14 protein-coding genes are annotated in these 21,657 nt (G+C 72.4%); 7 read left to right on the top strand and 7 right to left on the bottom strand.

The features are described from left to right. Positions 1–156: 156 nt before the first annotated feature. Positions 157–1,335 (top strand): acyl-CoA dehydrogenase family protein, encoded by a 1,179-nt coding sequence (locus ACFWVV_RS06905; protein ID WP_384349010.1) that lies wholly within the window; start codon positions 157–159, stop codon positions 1,333–1,335. Positions 1,336–1,400: 65 nt separating this feature from the next. Here ACFWVV_RS06905 and ACFWVV_RS06900 read toward each other — a convergent pair whose 3' ends face one another. After that, positions 1,401–2,282 (bottom strand): alkyl sulfatase dimerization domain-containing protein, encoded by an 882-nt coding sequence (locus tag ACFWVV_RS06900; protein WP_384422630.1) that lies wholly within the window; start codon positions 2,280–2,282, stop codon positions 1,401–1,403. A 308-nt stretch (positions 2,283–2,590) separates the two neighbouring features. On the opposite strand from ACFWVV_RS06900, the gene ACFWVV_RS06895 reads away from it, so the two are divergent. Beyond that, entirely contained in the window at positions 2,591–2,932 is a 342-nt protein-coding gene (locus tag ACFWVV_RS06895; RefSeq protein WP_384349015.1) for a helix-turn-helix domain-containing protein, read from the top strand. 18 nt (positions 2,933–2,950) lie between these two features. Beyond that, entirely contained in the window at positions 2,951–5,230 is a 2,280-nt protein-coding gene (locus tag ACFWVV_RS06890; protein WP_384349017.1) for a tetratricopeptide repeat protein, read from the top strand. Between the two features lie 115 nt (positions 5,231–5,345). Here ACFWVV_RS06890 and ACFWVV_RS06885 read toward each other — a convergent pair whose 3' ends face one another. After that, entirely contained in the window at positions 5,346–6,740 is a 1,395-nt protein-coding gene (locus tag ACFWVV_RS06885) for a CopD family protein (protein WP_384349020.1), read from the bottom strand. A 156-nt stretch (positions 6,741–6,896) separates the two neighbouring features. Between ACFWVV_RS06885 and ACFWVV_RS06880 the strand changes: the two genes are divergently transcribed. After that, a complete protein-coding gene (locus ACFWVV_RS06880) occupies positions 6,897–8,504 on the top strand; it encodes a phytoene desaturase family protein (protein WP_384349022.1) in 1,608 nt (535 codons plus the stop codon). A gap of 69 nt (positions 8,505–8,573) precedes the next feature. Here ACFWVV_RS06880 and ACFWVV_RS06875 read toward each other — a convergent pair whose 3' ends face one another. Further along, entirely contained in the window at positions 8,574–10,367 is a 1,794-nt protein-coding gene (locus ACFWVV_RS06875) for a serine hydrolase (RefSeq protein ID WP_384349024.1), read from the bottom strand. Positions 10,368–10,484: 117 nt separating this feature from the next. Here ACFWVV_RS06875 and ACFWVV_RS06870 point away from each other — a divergent pair, with 117 nt between their 5' ends. Continuing rightward, on the top strand, positions 10,485–11,600 hold the full coding sequence (locus ACFWVV_RS06870) for an NAD(P)H-dependent flavin oxidoreductase (protein WP_384349027.1): 1,116 nt from the start codon (positions 10,485–10,487) through the stop codon (positions 11,598–11,600). Beyond that, positions 11,597–13,150, top strand: coding sequence for an acyl-CoA synthetase (locus ACFWVV_RS06865; RefSeq protein ID WP_384349030.1), 1,554 nt, complete (start codon positions 11,597–11,599; stop codon positions 13,148–13,150). The genes ACFWVV_RS06870 and ACFWVV_RS06865 overlap by 4 nt, the downstream gene beginning before the upstream one ends. Before the next feature lie 157 nt (positions 13,151–13,307). Here ACFWVV_RS06865 and ACFWVV_RS06860 read toward each other — a convergent pair whose 3' ends face one another. The 3 genes from ACFWVV_RS06860 to ACFWVV_RS06850 form a co-directional block, all read right to left on the bottom strand. Further along, on the bottom strand, positions 13,308–13,481 hold the full coding sequence (locus ACFWVV_RS06860) for a CsbD family protein (protein ID WP_384349033.1): 174 nt from the start codon (positions 13,479–13,481) through the stop codon (positions 13,308–13,310). Positions 13,482–13,570: 89 nt separating this feature from the next. After that, positions 13,571–15,895 (bottom strand): germacradienol/geosmin synthase, encoded by a 2,325-nt coding sequence (locus tag ACFWVV_RS06855; RefSeq protein ID WP_384349036.1) that lies wholly within the window; start codon positions 15,893–15,895, stop codon positions 13,571–13,573. Between the two features lie 180 nt (positions 15,896–16,075). Beyond that, the gene (locus ACFWVV_RS06850) at positions 16,076–18,472 is read right to left on the bottom strand and encodes a penicillin acylase family protein (RefSeq protein WP_384349039.1); all 2,397 of its coding nucleotides are present in this window, start codon (positions 18,470–18,472) and stop codon (positions 16,076–16,078) included. A 164-nt stretch (positions 18,473–18,636) separates the two neighbouring features. On the opposite strand from ACFWVV_RS06850, the gene ACFWVV_RS06845 reads away from it, so the two are divergent. Beyond that, a complete protein-coding gene (locus tag ACFWVV_RS06845) occupies positions 18,637–20,214 on the top strand; it encodes a fatty acyl-CoA synthetase (protein WP_384349042.1) in 1,578 nt (525 codons plus the stop codon). Positions 20,215–20,365: 151 nt separating this feature from the next. Here ACFWVV_RS06845 and paaK read toward each other — a convergent pair whose 3' ends face one another. After that, positions 20,366–21,652 carry a phenylacetate--CoA ligase PaaK gene (gene paaK, locus ACFWVV_RS06840; protein ID WP_384349045.1) on the bottom strand — a complete coding sequence of 429 codons (1,287 nt, stop codon included), beginning with the start codon at positions 21,650–21,652 and terminating at the stop codon, positions 20,366–20,368. Positions 21,653–21,657 lie beyond the last annotated feature (5 nt).

Below are 21,657 nucleotides of genomic sequence, written 5' to 3'. Positions count from 1 at the left end.
TCGGCCCCCTATCGGGCCGGCCGGCCCACGCACCCCTTCCCCATTCCTGCAACACGTTCTACTCTGTGCGCCGCCACCGCCACCGCGACCCGCCCGCAGCAACCACCCCATGGCGACCAGCCCACAGCGACCCGCCGCACGATGCCTGGAGGTCCCGTGCACCTCGCATACACGCCCGAGCAGCAGCAGTTGCGCACCGAGCTGCGCGCCTACTTCGCCGGCCTCGTCCCCCACGACGCCTCCGCCCGGTACGCCGAACCGGCCGCCCAGAAGCGCTTCTACCGCGAGACGATCCGCCGCCTCGGCGCGGACGGCCGGCTCGGCATGGGCTGGCCGAAGGAGTACGGCGGCCAAGGGCTCACCCCCATGGAGCAGTTCGTCTTCTTCGACGAGGCCGCGCAGGCGAACGTGCCGCTGCCGCTGATGGCGCTCAACACCGTCGGGCCGACGATCATGCAGTACGGCACCGACGAGCAGAAGGCGTACTTCCTGCCGAAGATCCTCTCCGGCGAGCTCGACTTCGCCATCGGCTACAGCGAACCCGACGCGGGCACCGACCTCGCCGCCCTCAGGACCCGCGCGGTGCGCGAGGGGGACGAGTACGTCGTGAACGGCCAGAAGATCTGGACCACCAACGGCGACACCGCCGACTGGGTCTGGCTCGCGGTGCGCACCGACCCGGACGCCCCGCCCCACAAGGGCATCACCATGCTCCTGGTCCCCACCAGCGACCCCGGCTACTCCTGCACCCTGATCAACACCCTCGCCTCGCACGACACCACCGCCAGCTACTACGAGAACGTCCGGGTGCCCGTCTCCCGCCGGGTCGGCGAGGAGAACAAGGGCTGGCGGCTCATCACCAACCAGCTCAACCACGAACGCGTCACCCTCGCCGCCCACGGCACCATGGCGGTGCGCGCCCTGCACGACGTACAGCGCTGGGCCATGGACACCGAGCTGGCCGACGGCCGCCGGGTCGCCGACCTCGGCTGGGTGCGCGGCCGCCTCGCCCGGACCCACGTCAAACTGCACGCGCTGAAGCTTCTCAACTGGCAGATGGTGAACGCCGTGCAGAACGGCACCCTCACCCCCCAGGACGCCTCCGCCGTCAAGGTCTACGGCTCGGAGGCACGCCGGGACGCCTACGGCTGGCTGATGGAGATCGTCGGCGCGGCAGGCCCCCTCAAGGAGGGCTCGGCGGGTGCCGTCCTGCACGGCGAACTGGAACGCGGCTACCGCTCAGCCGTCATCTTCACCTTCGGCGGCGGCAACAACGAGATCCAGCGCGAGATCATCTCGTGGATCGGCCTCGGCATGCCGCGCGTACGGCGTTGACGTACCGCGCCCGCCGGAGCCGGATGCCGGTGCGTGCGAGCGCACCGGGCGCCCGGGCGCCGCCCTCACCGCTCCCACGGGCGCGCCCCTTGCTCCGCGCCCTCGTCCCCGGGGCGCCGCACCCGCAGCTGTCGTCGTCGACGACACCCACGCCGATGGATCCCGCCGCCCGCCGCCGCCCCCTCACTGCGCGTCAGCTCGGTGGCGACGTCCGTGCCCGCCGCCACGGCTGCGGACTCCGCGGCCGCCCAGTGGAAGACGCCGCGCGCCATCGTCGAGGTCTCGCTCCCGGCCCGGCGGCCGAAGACCTCGGCCCGGATCCGGGCCACGTCACGGTCGGTCGGTGCGGCCAGCGCGGCGGTCTCGGCCAGATGCGACGCCAGGCGCAGCTCCCCGCGGCCGAGCAGCTTCTGCGCCCGGTCCGCCGGCGCCCGCGCGCCGCCGGCGGCCTCGGCGAGTTCGGCGGCCGGCGCGGCTTCGGGGGCGGGCTTGAGGTGCGCCGGGTTCTGGTCGTACCAGCCGCCCCACAGCCGCCACAGGTTGCGTACGGCGAACTCCGGCTCGTCGTACGCCGGGTGAAGGTACGGCTTCTCCAGGAGGCCCGGCGGAACCTTCACCCCGTGCAGTACCTCGTCGAGGCGCGCGCCCGCGTTCATCAGGTCGCGCGTCTGGCCGCACAGGGACTCCAGCAGCTCCGCCGTGTCGCCGAGGGCTTGACGGATCCGGTCGCCGCCCAGGATCGGCACACCGTGCCCTGGGAGCAGCACCTCCGCTCCCAGTTCCTGCATGTCGCGCAGCGCCCGCGCCCACTCGACCGGATAGCGCTCCACCTTCTGCGGGTTGCCCGCGTTGGGCGAGTTCCAGATGAAGAGGTCGCCCGTACAGAGGGTCCGCAGTCCAGGTATCCACACGTAGGTGTGGTCGTCGGTCTCATCCCGGGCGTGCACCAGCTCGAAGGTCAACTCCCCGCGCTGGAGCGAGAGGTGGTCACGGTACGTCGTGTCCGGGTAGCGGTACTCCGTCGGCCATTCCAGGCACGGGACGCCGAACTGCCTGCGATTGATCCAGTGTTGACCCCGACGGAGTCCGTACCTGCGAGGAACTGTGCACCCGGCTGCGGCAGGTCTGCGGGGACGAGGTCCGGCTGGCCGGGGTCGTCGCCGCCACCGCCGGGGACGTACCGGTCGCCGCCCGCACCGCCGGCGAGATCGTCCGCGTCGCCCGTGCCTGCGGGCTCCCCGCCGGATCGCACCGCATGGACGACGTCCTGCTGGAGTACCACCTCTCCCGCCGCGACGCGAGCAGCGACCGCATCGCCGCCCTGCTCGACCCGGTCGGCGACCGGCCCGAGCTCATCGAGACCCTGCGCGTCCACCTCGAACACCGGCACGACCGGCGTGCCACCGCACGCCACCTCGGCCTGCACCCCAACACCGTGGACAACCGGCTGGGCAGAATCACCGGGCTCACCGGCCTCGACATCGCCTCCGCGCGCGCCAGCGCTCTGGCACTGGCCGCCCTGCTGCTGCGCGGCCCCGTACACACGCGACCGGGGGGCGGCCATACTGGACGGGCCGGGGAGGGCGCAGCTGAATGACGGGGGCGACAGTACGAGATGGCGGACACCAGGCTGATCCAAGGCCGGTACCGGCTGCTCGATCTGATCGGGCGCGGGGGCATGGGCGAGGTGTGGCAGGCCCGTGACGAGTCGCTCGGCAGACGGGTCGCCGTCAAGTGCCTCAAGCCGATGGGGGCCCAGCACGACCAGTCGATCTCGGGGGTGCTGCGCGAACGCTTCCGCCGCGAGGCGCGGGTGGCCGCGGCGCTCCAGCACCGGGGCGTCACCGTGGTGCACGACTTCGGCGAGTATGAAGGCGTGCTCTACCTGGTGATGGAACTCCTGGAGGGACGCAACCTCAGCCAGCTCCTGGAGGACAACAAGCAGCACCCGCTGCCCGTCCACGACGTCGTCGACATCGCCGAGCAAGTTGCCTGGGCACTCGCCTACACCCACGAACAGGGCATCGTCCACCGCGACCTGAAGCCCGCCAACATCATGCGGCTCACCGACGGCACCGTGAAGATCTGCGACTTCGGCATCGCACGCCTCGGCCACGACATCGGCTTCACCTCTCGCCTCACCGGCACCGGCATCGCCATGGGCACCCCGCACTACATGTCGCCCGAGCAGATCAGCGGCGTCAATGTCGACCACCGCAGCGACCTCTACTCGCTGGGCTGCGTCCTGTACGAAATCGCCACCGGCGTGCCGCCCTTCGACCTCGACGACGCCTGGGCGGTGCTCGTCGGACACCGGGACACCATGCCCCGGCCGCCGCGCACCCACCGGGCCGAACTCCCGGAGTTCTTCGACCGGATAGTGCTGGACCTGCTCGCCAAGACCCCCGACGAAAGGCCCACCGACGCCAAGGACCTCGGCCGCAGGCTCACCGACGGACGGCTCACCCCGGCGAGCGGCCGGCTGTTCCCGGCCGTACCGGGGCACCCCGCGACGGTGCTCGCCGCCGCCCCGGGGCCGCGCCGGCCCCACGGGCGCACCGAGCAGCCGGCCGGCCGATCGCCCCGGCTGCCGTCCTGGACACGCGGCATGACCACCGGCCACAAGGCGGGCGGCACCGGGACCCTGGTCCCGGCGCACGGCGAACCGGTCGCGGGGCTGACCGGCGAGTGGACCAGCGGGTCCGGACTGCGCATTGCAGGTGCCCCCGTACCCGCGGCCACGGAGCGGCCGACACCCGCACCCGAGGTCCTCGACGTCCTGGACGGCCGGCACAACGCGGGCCTCAGCCTGGGCCGCCTCGGCCGCTGGGAGGAGGCCGGCGAGGTGCACCGCGCGGTCGCCGCCGAACGCGAGCACGCGCTCGGCCCCGACCACCCCGACACCCTCGCCAGCCACTACGAGGTCGGCTTCACCCTCAGCCGCACCGGCCGCGCCGCCGACGCGCTGCGCGAGTTCACCCGGGTCGCCGAGGGACGGGCGCGCACCATGGGCGCCGAACACCCCGAGACCCTCGCAGCCCAGCAGGAGACCGCTTACGTACTGGGCCAGCTCGGGCGGCACTTCGAGGCACACCAGGTGTACTCGGCGGTGCTGGCCGCCCGCGAGCGGACGATGGGCGCCGAGCACGTGGACACCCTGCGCTGCCGCCACAACCTCGCCTTCAACCTGAGCAGGCTGGGCCGGCTGGAGGACTCCTACCGGATGGCGCGGGACGTCGCGGCCGCCCGGGCCAGGGTGCTCGGCGCGGGCCACCCGGACACGCTGGTCACCCAGTACGAGGTGGCGTACGCACTCGGGCAGCTCGGGCGGTGGACCGAAGCCCTCCAGACGTACCGCGACGTGGCCGGGGCCCGGGCCGCGGCACTGGGCGCCGACCACCCGGACACCCTGTCCGCCCGCTACGAGGTCGGCATCTGCCTCGGCCGGCTGGGACGCAGCGCGGAGGCGCTGGAGCTGTACCGGGACCTGGTCGACGACCGCACGCGGACGGGCGGGCCCGCCGACGCCGAGACGCTGCGTGCCCGGCACGGGCTCGGCGTCAACCTCGGCCGGCTGGCCCGCTGGGAGGAAGCGCTGGCGGAGGCGCGGGACGTGTGCGCGATCCGGGAGCGGGTGCTGGGTCCCGGCCATCCGGACACCCTGGTCTCGCGCCGCGAGGTCGCTGTGGGGCTCGGATGGCTGGGCAGGTGGGCGGACGCGCTGGCCGTCTACCGGCAGGTGGCCCGTGAGCGGGAGCGGGTGCTCGGCGTGGGCCACCCGGACGCCCTGGCCAGCCGCAACGACGAGGCGCAGTGTCTGGAGCAGCTGGGGCGGGGCGCGGAAGCGGCGGAGATCTACCGCCGGGTGGCGGCCCTGCGGAGGGGGCGGAGCTGAAGCCCGCCTTACGGCCCCGCGCGGGTGGTCGTGGTGCGTGCCCCGCCCGAGGGGCAGGGGGCGCGCAGCAAGGGGGTGGGGCACAGCCGTCCCGGCGGGCGCGCCCGTGCCCCGTCTACCAGGTCGGCGTCGGCACGACCGTCAGCAGGGCGGAGACCGCCACCACTCCCACCAGCATCACGACCTCCGCCCTTGCCGCCCGGACAGCCCCCTCCGGGTCCCTCCGGCCGCGGGCCGAGTGCCGGCGCCGCGCCCGGTGCAGCCGCGCCCTGGCCACCAGCGCCAGCACGCTCACCACCGCGAACAGTGCCAGCTTCACCAGCAGGGTCCGCCCGTACGCCGTCACGAGGACGTCGTCCAGGGGCAGCCTGCGCAGTGTGCTGAACGTCCCCGTGACGGCCAGCGCCACGTACAGGAACGCGGCCATCCGCGCATACCTCGCGAGCAGCGTCCGGCCCGCAGCGCCCTCGCCCGGCGGCCCGGCGGGACCGTCGCCCCCGTCCCCCTGGCGCCCCCGCCACACGTGCATGGCCCGCAGCGCGTACACCAGTCCGCCCGTCCACAGTGCCGACGCCGTCAGGTGAACGGTCGTCAGCGCGATGCCGATCTCCGGGGTGTCCAGCTCGGGGTGCGCCCGTACCGCCTCGGAGAGGATGACCACCGCGAGCGGCAGCACCGCCCAGGACGGCCGCTTCAGCCACGCGCACGCGGCCGCCGAGAGGAAGGCGTTGGCTTGGAGGAGGAGCATCCCCCCGGGGTCCGTCGCGTACGTCTCGGTGAGGGTCATGCCGCCCAGGTCGGCCAGCTGGACGATCTGCCCGAACGAGGCCGCCGCCCCGGCCAGCGACAGCGCGATCCCCCACTCGGCCGGCCGTACCGCAGGGGCACCCGGCACCGTCCGCGCCAGCCGGTGCCCGAAGATCTCGCCGAGGTGCAGGAAGAGCACGGCCAGGAACACCGAACGCAGCAGCGTCGTGGTCCCGGCCCCGGGTATGTGCAGCTCGCCCGTGTCCCGGGACACGATGCCCATGCCGACCAGGGCGACCACCACGAGCACGGCCACCGCCGCCGCCGGAGTGGTGTACGCCTTCGCGCGCCGCCGCCAGAGCCCGGCACCGCCGGAGCGCCCGCCGTGAGGTGCGCCGGGATGCGAGGAACCGGTGCCGTCGGGGCCGGTCTCGAACGGGCCGGCGTGCGCAGGGCCCGGGTACGGCGTACCGAGCTGCGGCGGGCCCTGATGCGGCGGGTTCAGCGCCGCACGGCCCGGGTACGGCGGGTCCAGGCGCGAAGGACCCGGGTGCGGGGGGTCCAGGTGCGAAGGACTCGCGTACGGCGGGTCCAGGTGCGAAGAACCCGGGTGCGGCGGGTCCAGGTGCGAAGGACTCGGGTGCGGCGGGTTCAGGTGCGGCGCGCCGGAGGGGGACCGCTCGGGCCGGTCGTCGTCGGCGCGCGGCGGGTCGGGCGGCCCGTCGACGGGGGCCGGGCGGATGGCGGGCTCCGGATAGGTCACCTCCCGATTCTCCCTATACGGACGAGACGGCACAAAGCGACCCCCTTCTTCCTGCCGCCCCCCGTCCCCGCGCGCCCGGTCCGCGCTTCTCCACTCGGTCGCCATGCTTCCGTCTTCCCCCTGTCGGACCCGCGGCGCGACGCGTAGGGTCCCGCCATGCCCGAAACTGTTGCCCCGGCAGTGCCGAAGCGTTCCTCGTACGACGCCGTCATCGTCGGCGGCGGCCACAACGGACTGGTGGCCGCCGCCTATCTCGCCCGGGCCGGCCGCTCGGTGCTGCTGCTGGAGCGGCTCGCCGGCACCGGGGGAGCGGCGGTCTCCACGCGCCCCTTCGCCGGTACCGACGCCAGGCTGTCGCGGTACTCGTATCTCGTGTCACTACTCCCTCGCACTATTGTGCGGGACCTCGGTCTGTCCTTCGCCGTACGGAAGCGGACAATTTCCTCGTACACCCCCAAGGGAGACGGTGGGCTGCTGGTCGGCGGTTCCGGGACCCGGCACTCCTTCGCGGAACTCACCGGGGGAGAGAAGGAGTTCCGGGCCTGGGAGGACTTCTACGGACGGCTGCGCCAGGTCGCCGAGCGGGTCTTCCCGACCCTCACCGAACCCCTGCCCACCCGAGAGGGCCTGCGCCGCCGCATCGACGACGCGGTCGCCTGGCGGATGCTCTTCGAGGAGCCGATCGGTGCCGCGATCGAGGAGACCTTCGACCACGATCTGGTACGCGGCGTGGCCCTGACGGATGCGCTGATCGGCACCTTCGCCGACGCCCACGACCCGTCGCTGGTGCAGAACCGGTGCTTCCTCTACCACGTGATCGGCGGCGGCACCGGCGACTGGGACGTCCCCGTCGGCGGCATGGGCGCACTCACCGACGCCCTCGCGGCGGCCGCCCGGGCGGCGGGCGCCGAGATCCTCACCGGGTGCGAGGCCACCCGCATCGGCACCGGCGGACCACGCGTCGAGGTCTCGTTCCGTACGGAGAGCGGCCAGGCCGACGTCGCCGCCCGCGACGTCCTCGTCAACGCCGCACCCCACCATCTGGCCGGGCTCCTCGGCGAGCCGGCGCCGGGACCCGCCCCCGAGGGTGCCCAGTTCAAGGTCAACATGCTCCTGCACCGGCTGCCGCGGCTGCGGGACCGCACCGTCGACCCGCGCCAGGCCTTCGCCGGCACCTTCCACGTGGCGCAGGGGTACGACGCGCTGGCCGACGCGTACCGGCAGGCGGCGGCCGGCCGGCTGCCCGCTGCTCCGCCCTCGGAGCTCTACTGCCACTCGCTGACCGACCCCACGATCCTCGGCCAGGAGCTGGTGGCGCAGGGCTACCAGACCCTCACCCTGTTCGGACTGCACACCCCCGCCCGGCTCTTCGCCGCCGACCACGACGCGGTCCGGGCGGAGCTGCTGCGCAGCACCCTGGGACAGCTCGACGCGCACCTGGCCGAACCGATCGCCGAGTGCCTCGCCCTGGATGCCGGGGGCCGCCCCTGCATCGAGGCCAGGACCCCGCTGGACCTGGAGCGCGACCTGCGCATGCCCGGCGGGCACATCTTCCACGGCGACCTGTCCTTCCCGTACGCCGAGGAGACCGCGGCCTCCCGGGAAAGTACGGGCGGTGCGGGAGCCGTGCCCACCGCGGCCGAGCGATGGGGCGTGGCGACCGCCCACCCCCATGTCCTGCTGTGCGGGGCGGGGGCGGTCCGGGGCGGCGGCGTCAGCGGCGTGCCGGGCCACAACGCGGCGATGGCCCTGCTGGACCGGTAGCCGTAGCCGGTAGCGGCTGCGGGTGCCAGTCGCCGGTAGGCGGACCCGAGGTCCCGCGCCGCCGGGAGGTCAGTCCGCGGACGCCGTCCACCCCGCCGCCGTGATGCGGGCCGCGTCCCGCGGCCTGGCCTCGTCGAACACCGTCCGGCCCCGGTCCCGCACCCGCAGCCCGTCGACGTACACCCCGCGCCCCACATGGCGTGCGTCCGTCGTGTACCGCCAGCGCAGGGCGATCTCCTTCCCCCGGAACGCGGCGAGGTCCGCGCCCACCCGGTGCCAGACCCGCCCGGAGAACCCGCTCACGACGCCTCCGGCACGCGGTCGCGGTGCCTCGCCCCCTCGTACGGTCGTGAACGGCACGGCCGCCCAGTTCGCCCCCGCGTCCGCCGACGCCTCCAGAGTCAGCGTGTCGGCGGCGGGCTCGGTGTCCCACCACAGATCGCAGTGGAACACCGCCCGGTCCGAGCCGACCGGCAGCGCGGGAAGCGTCAGGGTGGCCGCCGCCGGGGAGGACATCCCCGAGAACCAGGCCGTCCTGCTCCGCGCCGGCCGCACCGCGACCGCGCGCGCCATGTCGTTGGCCGTCGCCACCCGGGGCGCCGAGCCAGAGCGCCAACTGCGCACCGGGTGCACGGAGTTGCCCAGCACGATCAGGAACGAATCCGTCGTCGGATCGATGACCATGCTGGTGCCGGTGAACCCGGTGTGGCCCGCGGTGCGCGGCGTGGCCATCGCGCCCATGTACCAGTGCTGGTAGAGCTCGAAGCCGAGACCGTGCTCGTCGCCGGGGAACGCGGTGTTGAAGTCGGTGAACATCAGCTCCACGGACTCCGGCTCCAGGATCCTGGCGCGCCCGTACACCCCGCCGTTCAGCAGCGTACGGGCGAGCACCGCCAGGTCCCAGGCGGTGGAGAACACCCCGGCGTGGCCCGCGACACCGTCGAGGGCGTACGCGTTCTCGTCGTGCACCTCGCCCCAGACCAGCCCGCGGTCGATCCCCGACCAGGGCTTGCGGGCGTCCTCGGTCGCGGCGATCTCCGGTTTCCAGGAGGCAGGCGGGTTGAAGCGGGTGCGGTGCATGCCGAGCGGGGCGGTGATCCCGTCCCTGAGCAGCGTGTCCAGCGGCTGTGCGGTGATCTTCTCCAGGACGAGCTGGAGCGAGATCAGATTGAGGTCCGAGTACAGATACGCCGTGCCGGGCTCGGTGGCCGGTTTCTCGTTCCACAGCATCTTCAGCTTCCCCTCCCGGGTCGGCTGCGAGTACAGCGGAATCCAGGCGCGGAAGCCCGAGGTGTGCGTCAGCAGCTGGCGCACCGTGATGCCGTGCTTGCCCGAGGCCCCGAACTCCGGGAGGTAGGAGGCCACCTTCGCCTCCAGCTCCAGCGCACCCCGCTCGATCTGCTGCACGGCCAGCATCGAGGTGAACAGCTTCGACACCGACGCCAGGTCGAAGACGGTGTCCCGAGCGGCGGCGATCTGCTGCTCCGGCGGGAACTCCACCGCCGTGTCCCTCGTCTCGTCGTACGCCGCGTACCGCACGGCCATGCCGATCGGCTCGTGCAGGGCGACCGTACCGCCGCGCCCGGCGAGCAGCACCGCACCGGCGTACCAGGGGTACTTGGGGGAGGGGCCCAGGAACTTCTCCGCGTCCGCGACGAGCTGGTCCAGCGGGCCGGGGAGCAGCCCGGCCCGCGCGGGGGAACCGTAACGCAGCGTCGGATGCCGGCCGCCGCCGGCGGAGCCGCCGCCCTCCGCCGCACCCGCGACGGGTACCGGACCCAGCATCAGCGCACCTCCCAGCGCGAGAACCCCGCCCGCGAAGTGCCTTCGGCCCATACCTCGGTGCGCACCGTCCTCAGTCATGACCCCAGCAGGCCAAAGCGCACCGCCGGTGTCAACCACCCCGCCCGCCGCCAAATAACTGACGCATCATCAGAAAAACTCTTCCCCTCGCAGCCGCCCTGCGGCATCCTGCCGCCCATGCAGACGGAGCTGAGCCAGCAACTGGGAGTCGAGCACGCCCTCTTCGGCTTCACGCCGTTCCCCGCGGTGGCCGCCGCGCTCACCAGGGCGGGCGGGTTCGGCGTCCTGGGCGCGGTGCGCTACACCGCCCCCGGCGACCTCGCCCGTGACCTGGACTGGATGCAGGAGCACACCGACGGCAAGCCGTACGGCCTGGACGTCGTCATGCCCGCGAAGAAGGTGGAGGGTGTGACCGAGGCCGAGGTGGAGGCCATGATCCCGGCCGGCCACCGCAGATACGTGGCGGAGATCCTCGCCAAGCACGGTGTGCCCGCACTCGCCGAGGGCGAGGTGTCGGGCTGGCGCATCACCGGCTGGATGGAGCAGGTCGCCCGCGGCCAGCTCGACGTCGCCTTCGACTACCCGATCAAGCTGCTGGCCAACGCCCTCGGCTCGCCGCCCGCCGACGTCGTCACCCGGGCCCACGAGCACGGCGTGCTGGTCGCGGCCCTCGCCGGCAGCGCCAAGCACGCCCGTCGGCACGCCGAGGCGGGCATCGACATCGTCGTCGCCCAGGGGTACGAGGCCGGCGGACACACCGGCGAGATCGCCTCCATGGTCCTGGTGCCGGAGGTGGTCGACGCGGTGGACCCGCTGCCGGTGCTGGCCGCCGGGGGCATCGGCAGCGGTGCGCAGATCGCCGCCGCGTTCGCCCTCGGCGCGCAGGGCGCCTGGCTCGGCTCGCTCTGGCTCACCACCGAGGAGGCCGAACTCCACTCCGCCGCACTCACCGCGAAACTTCTCGCCGCAGGCTCCGGCGACACCGTCCGCTCCCGGGCCCTCACCGGCAAGCCGGCCCGTCAGCTGCGCACCGGGTGGACCGACGCCTGGGACGACCCGAACGGCCCCGGCGCCCTCCCGATGCCCCTCCAGGGCCTGCTGGTCGCCGAGGCCAACTCCCGCATCCAGAAGTACGAGGTGGAACCGCTGCTCGGCACCCCGGTCGGGCAGATCGTCGGCCGGATGAACTCCCGGCGCGGCGTCCAGGCAGTCTTCGACGAGCTCACCCGCGACTTCGAGCGCGCGGTGAGCCGCATCAACCGCATCGCGGGAAGGGAGCAGGGACAGTCATGAGCGAGACGCCCCCCAACGGCTTCTGGGCCCAGGCCGCCGCCGACCCGGTCCGCACCGTCCTCGTCGCCCCCGACGGCGAGCAGTGGACCGCCGGAGCGCTCCACGCGGCGTGCAACAAGCTGGTGCACGGGCTGCGGGCCGCAGGGCTGACCGAGGGAGACTCCTTCGCCGTGGTCCTGCCCAACGGCGTCGAGTTCTTCACCGCCTACCTCGCCGCCGTGCAGGCCGGCCTCTACCTGGTGCCCGTCAACCACCACCTCACCGGACCCGAGATCGCCTGGATCGTCTCCGACTCCGCGGCCAAGGTCCTGATCGCCCACGAACGCTTCGCCGAAGGGGCCACCGCCGCCGCCGCCGAAGCGGGCCTCCCCGCCTCCCACCGCTACGCCGTCGGCGCCGTACCCGGCTTCCGCCCCTACGCCCAACTCCTCCACGGGCAGCCTGAGTCGGCCCCCGAAGGCCGGGCGCTGGGCTGGGTCATGAACTACACCTCGGGCACGACGGGGCGCCCGCGCGGCATCCGCCGCCCGCTCTCCGGCAGGCTCCCCGAGGAGTCCCACCTCGGCGGATTCCTCGGCATCTTCGGCATCAGGCCCTTCGACGACAACGTCCACCTGGTCTGCTCACCGCTCTACCACACCGCCGTACTCCAGTTCGCGGGCGCCGCCCTGCACATCGGACACCCCCTCGTCCTGATGGACAAATGGGCACCCGAGGACATGCTGCGCCTCATCGACAGTCACCGCTGCACCCACACCCACATGGTCCCGACCCAGTTCCACCGCCTGCTCGCGCTCCCCGACGACATCAAGCGGGCGTACGACGTGAGCACGATGCGGCATGCGATCCACGGGGCCGCACCCTGCCCGGAGCACGTCAAACGAGCCATGATCGACTGGTGGGGGAACTGCATCGAGGAGTACTACGCGGCGAGCGAGGGCGGCGGCGCGTTCGCCACCGCCGAGGACTGGCTGAAGAAGCCAGGCACCGTCGGCAAGGCCTGGCCCATCAGTGAGCTCGCCGTCTTCGACGACGACGGCAACCGGCTCCCGCCGGGCGAACTCGGCACGGTCTACCTGCATATGAGCACCGGTGGATTCAGCTACCACAAGGACGAGGACAAGACCCGGAAGAACCGCATCGGTGACTTCTTCACCGTCGGAGACCTCGGCATCCTCGACGAGGACGGCTACCTCTTCCTCCGGGACCGCAAGATCGACATGATCATCTCTGGTGGCGTCAACATCTACCCGGCCGAGATCGAGGCCGCTCTGCTGACCCACCCGGCCGTCGCGGACGCGGCTGCCTTCGGCATCCCGCACACCGACCGGGGCGAAGAGGTCAAGGCCGTCGTCGAACCGGCGCCCGGCCACGCCCCCTCGGACGCCCTGGCCGCCGAGATCCTCGCCCACTGCGCCCACCGCCTGGCCGGCTACAAACGCCCGAGGACCCTGGACTTCATCGCGGTCATGCCCCGCGACCCCAACGGAAAGCTCTACAAACGCCGTCTGCGCGAGCCCTACTGGGAAGGGCGCGACAGCGCGCTGTGACGGCATGCGGACAGGACCGCGGCCCGGCGGGGAAGGGGATCACCCGCCGGGCCGCGGCCCTTGTGCAGCCGCGTTGCGCTGGACGCGGCGTCCTGTTGTCTTGCTGCGGCGGCCCTGAGTGACCGTGGCGGTCACCCGGGCTTCCGCAGGGGGGCGGTCAGCGTTTGAAGGCGTCCTTGGCCTTCTCCACGGACTGCCGGCCGTCGCCCTTGGCGCGCTGGGCGCGTCCCTCCGCAGTCAGCCGTTCGTTGCCCACCACGCGACCCACGGTCTCCTTGGCGGCACCGACCGCCTGGTCGGACTTGGCCTTCGTCTTCTTCTGCGCGGTCATGGGGTTCGCACTCCCTTGCGTGTTGAGGCGTTTCCTTGACGTACGAGCGCCTGCCCCCGCTTCCGGAGGGAAAACCCCCGCGGCCCCCGCTACCCGACGAGCGCCGTCGCCCCCGCACCCGGAGAGGCAGGGGCCCGTGGCGACCACAGCTCCGCGATGCGCGCCGCGGAGGTGCCGATGCCGGTCGGACCCGGGGCTCCCGGTCCGTGCGGCCGGGCCGTGGGAACGGCCGGCGCGCCGGGCGACAGTACGGGCACCGGGGCCGCTTGGTGCCGCAGCAGGTCCGCCTCCTTGTACCGGACACAGCCCTCGTGCCAGATCAGGATGCCCGCCATCCAGTGCTTGAGCTCCTGCGCGTAATGCGCCACCGCCTTCTTGGCCGCCGCGTCGAGCCCCAGATCACTGCACAGATCCGGCAGTTCGCTGTCCACCACGTGCTGGAACTCGGTCATCCGCGCCTTCATCAGATCGACCACCACGTCCCGCGCCTGCTCCGGCCCGCACCCAAGGAAGTGCTGCACGACCAGCACCCCGTTGTGCATCTCGCCCTCGAACTCGATCTCCTTCTGGTACGAGAAGAGGTCGTTCAGCAGCGCCGCGTAGTCCATCGCTGACCGCTCCATCGACAGGAAGGGGCGGGACCCGGAGATCCCCGGCGGGAGCGTGTTCGCGTGCGAGAGCCGCGCCAGGCTCATCGTCATGTCGGAGCCGAAGGTGAAGCGACGCATCTCGATGTAGTCGACCGGGTCGGGCACCCGGTCCTGCGCCTGGTTCGCCAGCTCCCACAGCCAGCTCGCCGTCATGTCCTCGACCGACTTGCGGAACGCCCGTCGCGCTTCCGCCGGCAGCGGCCCCGCCGTCCGCGCCCACAGATCGGCGAGCCCCCGCTCCAGCGGGGTCAAGGACGGCGGCATCGGCTCGTCCTCCACCGGCATGAACAGCGACAGCCTGTCATTGGCCGCCTTCGCCCCGGCCAGATCCAGCGTCCGCCCGTAGATGACGGGAAAGAGGTCGTCACCGTACGTACCCCAGGCCAGCCAGCCCGAGCTGATGTCCAGCTCGGCGAGCGTGGCGTCCGGGTGGATGCCGGCGGCGCACAACGGCAGGTCGTAGTCCCGGATCTTGGCCTCGTCCCAGACACCGGAGTGCGGAATGCCGGGGACGCCCGCCAGAATGCCCATGCTGTCCGCCCAGCGCACCACGTTCTCCCTGGCCGCGTCCAGATGCGGACTCAGGGTGGTGGTGTACGGCATGTACAGATCGGGGAGTTCGAGATGCCCGACCTTCTCGAAGCGGTGCACCGCCACGTTCCTCGCCCGTGCGGGGACACCGACCGCGAGGGAGGCGAGCAGTTGGGAGGCCGCGGTCCCCAGCCCGGTCGGCCCGCCGAGGGCGTACGACGCGGAGTCGTGCGCCTCGTCGCCCGCGCCGTTCATGTACCGGCTGGAGCGCATGTGCCACTCGTGGCCGCCGGACTGCCAGTCCTGCAGGCCCTTCACGTACGCCAATACGTCGAGCCGCTCCTGCGGCCCGACGGCGAACTCCGCGAACAGCGGCTCCAGTTCGGTGAAGACGGTCGTCTCGAACTGCTGGAGCCGCGAGGTGAGCAGATCGTTGACGGTTTCTGCCGCCTCCTGCGTCGGGACGCCGAGGAAGGTCTCCATCACCAGGACACCGTTGGAGAGTTCGCCCTCGTCGAGGATCTCGCGCTCGTAACTGAAGAGGTCGTTGCGCAGATGGACGCCGTCCGAGAAGGCGTCGCGCAGCACGCACATCGGCCGGGACGCGGCGATCGCCGCCGGGACCTCGGCGCCCGCCGCGTACTCGACGAGACCCGCCGACCACGGGGCGCCGCCCACCTTGCGGCGCATCTCGATGTACTCGACGGGGTTGGAGACACGCCCCTCGCTGATGTTCATCAGCTCCCACATCGACTCTTCCAGCAGATGCTCGGTGGCCACCGCGAACCGCCGCCGCCACGCCTCGGACATCGACGGGCAGGTCCGGGCCCAGAGGTCGGCGAGCCCCGCCTCGACCGCGTTCGTCGGCTCCGGAACCGCCGCGCCCGCCTCCACCGGCATGAACGCCGGCAGCCTGTCCAGATAGGCCTTGGCGCCCTTCAGGTCGGGGCTGCGCTTGAACAGCTCCACGAAATGGTCGTCGAAGAAGAACACCCACACGTACCAGTCGGTGACCAGCGCCAACTGCTCCGCCGTGCAGTCGGGGTGGGTGTACGCGCACAGCAGCGCGTAGTCATGGCTGTCGAAATCGTGCTCGTCCCAGATCTGCGAGCCCTCGATCATCACCATCTCGCGCGCCCAGGCCTTGGAATGCACCCGCGCGTGCTCCAGATGGGGATTGAGCCGGGCCGGATACGGCATGTAGAACTCGGGCAGCGTGAAAGGTTGGGGCATGGTTCCGGAATTCGCCTTCCCTGCTCGGCAGCACGGACCCGGAAGAGGGACCCGCGCGTGGATCCTCTTCACGCTAGGCAGGGAGACCGGGAAAGGAGCCCGGCCCCGGACGATCATCACCGAAGTGGTGAATTCACGCCCGGAGCCGGTTAACGATCTTGTGAGTGGGCCAGGGGCCGGTCAGCGCTCCCGGGCCCACACGACCTTGAGCTTCGGCGACGTGAGGATGTCCCGCTCGCAGAACCGGGAAGTCACCCACCTCTCGCCCGAGTACAACTCGGTCTGGTCGCGGTAGTGCGCAGATGCCGGGTTCGACGACTGGCTGTACGTCAGCAGCGTCCTGGCCACCGGGCAGGGCCCGCCGTCCCAGCCGACCGCCTGGAGGTAACTGGAGCCCGACGTCACCTCGGTGTAGCCCCCGGCCGCCGGGTTCCACACCGGCTCGACCTTGTTCCAGACGCCGAGGGACTCGGTGCCGCCGTGGACGGGGATGCGCGTGCCGTTGCGCAGCACCCACTGGTGCTCGCCCAGCGGCGCGTCCAGCGCGATGCCCGCCGCCCGCAGCTCGGCCACCGCGGCAGCAAGCGACGAAGTGACGCCGGGCGCCGCCGTGTTGAAGGTGCGCGGCGTGCGCACCGGGTCGGCCGCGTCGAACGGAACCTTCCACCGCTGGTCGGGCGGCACCGCGGTGGTTGCCTTGCGCCAGAACCGGTCGAAGAGCAGGGCACCCCGGCTCCCGGTGTCCGCCTTTCGGTCCCACTTGGCCAACACTGCGCAAGCTGCGGCCAGTTCACCGGCGCCGCAGGTCCGCAGGAGCTCGGGAAGCACCAGATCGGCTGCCGGAACCCGGTTCGCGAACTGCTGCTTCTGGAGGTCGGCCACCGTCAGCCCGCGCTGCGCGGCCATCGCCGCCACGTCCTCGACCGCGCCCCGGGTGCGCATCGTACGCGAGGCGGCGATGTTGCCGAAGACCCGCTCGTACCCGGTCAGGGGACGGTCCGGATTGGCCAGCCAGGCGCTGTCGTTGGAGTTCTCGGCATACGGTGCGTCCCGCAGCGTCGGCATCCGTGACGGGCCGAAGATGCCCGCCTCCACCGCGTCCCTGTCCCGGCCGAGAGTGCAGTCGCCCCGTCCGCCGTCCAGGACCGCCATTCCCGCCGCCGGATAGGTGACCTCGCCCAGCGGGGTCGAACAGCGCCGCACCAGCTCGTCGGTGAGGCGCGGCAGCACCTGCGACTGGGTGAAGAGCGTGCCGCCCCGGGAGTCGGCGGCGACCGTGTTCACCCACGGCAGCCCCTGGCTGCGGCGCAGGGCGCCCTGGATCCCCGCGACGTCGCGCGCCCTGCTGAAGCCGAGCGCGGTGTCGCCGGCCCGCAGGTTCGTCGCGTTCGGGTCGTTCAGGGCGAAGGCGGTCGTCGCCGTCCAGGGCAGCGGCAGCTGCGCGCCGAGCCCGCTGACGACGGGCCCGTACCGGGTCCACCACTGGGTGCGGGTCACCGGCGTGCCGTCCTTGACCGGAACGCTCACCGTCCGCCTGGTCATCGGCTCCCGCTTGCCGTCGACCACGTACACCGTCGGATCGGCCGGGTCGAGGGTGAGCTGGTGGAGGTTCATGGGAACGCCGGTGGCGACCGTGTGGGACCAGGCGACGCGTGAGGTGTGGCCGATCGACACCGTCACGGCGCCGAGCAGCGAGCCGCCCATCACGTTGAGCTCACCCGGCACGGTCTGCTGCGACTGCCAGAAGCGGCGCCCGCCCGACCACGGGTAGTGCGGGTTCCCGAGCAGCAGCCCCCGCCCGTTCGCCGTCGTGCGCCCGCTGAACGCGACCGCGTTCGAGCCCATCGCGGCGTCCGAGGTGTCGAAGAACCGCCGGGCCGCCTCGCCCGCACCGGCTGCCCGGCCCGGGCCGGTTCCCTGGCCTGCCCCCGGACGGCTCCCCGCGGCGGGCGGCTGGGCGGACGTGATGCCGTCCACGCCGCGCCCCTGCCCGCCCAGCACCGCGAACGCGTAGCTCAGGGCGTGGATGTCCGCGACGGCGGCGGGGCGCACCCAGGGAGCGCCCTGGCAGGCCGGATCGCTCACCCGGTTCTGCTTCAGCCAGGCGTTGTAACCGGCGACGAATCCCCGCATCAGCTCCTTGACCTGCCGGCTCGGGCCCACCGGGGCGTACCTGGCCATCAGCTTCGCGACCGTGCCGCTCTCGCGCACGCCCCGGAACCAGAGGTCGTTCGCCAGGTTGGTGGAGGCGGACGACAGTGAGCCGTCCGGACGGCCGTCCGCACCGAAGTACCGCGACCGTTCGCCGCGTACGGTCGCGAAGCCCTCGGCCAGTGTGCACACCTGGTCGTTCGCCTGGGCCCAGCCGTTGCCGAACCCGAGGTTCGCGTAGTCCTTGGCGAGGATGTGCGGAATGCCGTACTCGGTGTAGCGGACGACGGCCGACAGGCCGCCGTGCGAAGGCCGCTTCTCCTGCCCGCGGGGGTCGGCGGAAGCGACGGGGGCGACGGTGCTCACGGCGGTGAGCAGGGCGATGCAGGCGACGGCGACGGTTCTCGTACGGGTCCGGAGGGACAACGTGCCTCCCAACAGGGCGTCACAACACAGCAGTTGTGAGGATTCTCCGTGATGTCACGTGCCACTCAGTCATTACCGTCCGGTACCTGTCAACATCCCGCACGGTACGCACATGTCGTGCGCCACTCTTGACCGCATTCGTCACCCCCGCGCAGGATCACGCCATGACCACACCAGGGACACCAGGGGCAGCCGGCCCGGACACACCGGGGCCCGGGGCGCCCGAGCGCACGGCAGCGTTCCTCGACAGCACCGTCGACGGACTCCTGCGGCACACCGCCCTGCGGGTCCCGGACCGCACGGCCCTCCGCTACCGGGACCGCACCTGGACCTACGCGGAACTGGACGCCGCGGTCGGCACCGCGGCCGCCCTGCTGCGCCGCGACCGGAACCTCGCCGCGGGCGACCGGGTCGCCGCCTACGGGCACAACTCCGACACCTACCTGATCGCCTACCTCGCCTGCGCCCGCGCCGGACTGATCCACGTGCCGGTCAACCAGAACCTCACCGGCGCCGACCTGGCCCACATCCTCAGGCAGTCCGGCGCCTCGCTGGTGCTGGCCGACCCGGACCTCGCCGGCCACGTACCGGCGGACCTCGCGACGTGGCCGCTGCGGGACGCACCCGGCTCGCTCCTCGAAGCTCTGGGCGAACCCCTCCCGTACGACGAAGCAGCCCGGGACCCGCGCGAACCCGTCCAGCTCCTCTACACCTCCGGCACCACCGCCGACCCCAAGGGCGCGATCATGACGCACCGCGCCCTGGTGCACGAGTACGCCAGCGCCGTCGAGGCCCTGGACCTCGCCGAGACAGATCTGCCCGTCCACGCGCTGCCGCTCTACCACTCGGCACAGATGCACGTCTTCCTGCTGCCCTGCCTCGCCGTCGGCGCGCGCAACACCCTGCTCGACGGGCCGGACCTCACCGCCGTCCTCGACCTGGTGGAGGCGGGCCGCGCGGACGGCTTCTTCGCACCGCCGACGGTGTGGATCGCACTGGCCGACCATCCCGGGCTCGAGAAGCGTGAACTGGGCGGCCTGCGCAAGGCGTTCTACGGCGCCTCGATCATGCCCGTACCCGTACTCCAGCGGCTGCGCGCCCGGCTGCCGCGCCTCGCCTTCTACAACTGCTTCGGCCAGAGCGAGATCGGGCCGCTCGCCACCGTGCTGCGCCCCGAGGAGCACGAGGAGCGGCCGGCCTCGTGCGGCAGGCCGGTGCGGCACGTCGAGGCCCGTGTCGTCGACGAGGACGGCGGGGACGTGCCGGACGGCACGGCGGGCGAAATCGTTTATCGCTCACCGCAGTTGTGCGAGGGCTACTGGGGGAGGGACCCGGCGGACGGTTTCCGGGACGGCTGGTTCCGCTCCGGCGACCTGGCGGTGCGCGACAGCGAGGGGTACTTCACCATCGTCGACCGGGTGAAGGACGTCATCAACTCCGGGGGAGTACTGGTCGCCTCGCGCAAGGTGGAGGACGTCCTCTACACGCACCCCGGTGTCGCGGAGGCGGCCGTCGTCGGACTGCCCGACCCGCGCTGGATCGAGGCGGTCACCGCATTCGTCGTACCGCGCGGCTCCGAGGTCTCCGAGGCCGGTCTCCTGGCGTACGCACGGGAGAAGCTGGCGCACTTCCAGGCGCCCAAACGGGTGCTGTTGGTGGACGCGCTGCCCCGCAACGCCAGTGGGAAGATCCTCAAGCGGGAACTGCGCGACCGCTACGGCGATCCGCCGCCCACCGCATAGCGGCCAGGCCGCCGGGGCGGGGCCGCAGCCGGGGTCCCGAGCCGGGCCGCCTCCGGGGCTCCCGGGGGCCGGGCAGCCACCGGGGCTCCGAGCGGGGCCGCCACCGGCTCACCGGCGCGTCGGCTCACCGGCGGCCGGGCCCCACGGGCGCTCAGCCCCGCCGCCGGTCCACGATCCGCTTGAACTTCCCCACCGACCGCTCCAGCGTCCCCGGATCGACCACCTCGACCCCGACCGTCACCCCGATGCCCTCCTTGACCGCCGCAGCGACCTGCGACGCGGCGGCGTCCCGCTGCCGCGCGTCCGCCCCGGCCCGCGCCTCCGCCCGTACCGTCAGACAGTCCATCCGGCCCTCGCGGGTCAGCAGCAGCTGGAAGTGCGGGGACAGCGCGGGGGTGCGCAGCACGATCTCCTCGATCTGCGTGGGAAAGAGGTTCACCCCGCGCAAAATGACCAGATCGTCGCTGCGCCCGGTGATCCGCTCCATCCGGCGGAACACGCGTGCCGTGCCCGGCAGCAGCCTGGTCAGGTCCCTGGTCCGGTAGCGGACCACCGGCATGGCCTCCTTGGTGAGCGAGGTGAAGACCAGCTCGCCCTCCTCGCCTTCCGGCAGCACCTCACCGGTCAGCGGGTCGACGACCTCCGGATAGAAGTGGTCCTCCCAGATGTGCAGACCGTCCTTGGTCTCCACGCACTCCTGCGCCACCCCGGGGCCGATCACCTCCGACAGCCCGTATATGTCCACCGCGTCGATCGCGAACCGCTCCTCGATCTCCGCGCGCATCTCCTCGGTCCACGGCTCCGCGCCGAAGACGCCCACCCGCAGCGAGGTCGAGCGCGGGTCGACGCCCTGGCGCTCGAACTCGTCCAGCAGCGTCAGCATGTACGTCGGCGTCACCATGATGATCTCGGGCCGGAAGTCCTGGATCAGCTGGACCTGGCGCACGGTCATCCCGCCGGACGCCGGGACGACCGTGCAGCCGAGCCGCTCGGCACCGTAGTGCGCGCCGAGCCCGCCGGTGAACAGCCCGTACCCGTAGGCCACATGGACCTTGTGGCCCGGGCGGGCGCCCGCGGCGCGCAGCGAGCGGGCCACCACGTCGGCCCACATCGACAGGTCGTTCTCGGTGTAGCCGACGACGGTCGGGCGGCCGGTCGTACCACTGGAGGCATGGACGCGGCGGATGTCCTCCTGCGGTACGGCGAACATCCCGAAGGGGTAGTTCTCCCGCAGATCCGCCTTGGTGGTGAAGGGGAATTGGGCCAGATCGGCCAGTGAACGGCAGTCGTCGGGCTTCAGCCCCGCCCTGTCGAAGGCGGCCCGGTAGTGCGGCACCTGCGAGTACGCGTGGTGCAGGCTGGCGCGCAGACGCTCCAGCTGCAGCACCCGGAGCTCCTCGCGGCCGAGCCGCTCCGCCGCGTCGAGCAGAGCCGTCATGGGTC

This window comes from Streptomyces sp. NPDC058663, assembly GCF_042716745.1.
Lineage (GTDB): Bacteria > Actinomycetota > Actinomycetes > Streptomycetales > Streptomycetaceae > Streptomyces.
Note: the sequence above shows the minus strand (reverse complement) of the source record. Positions and strands in the feature narration are given on the sequence as shown.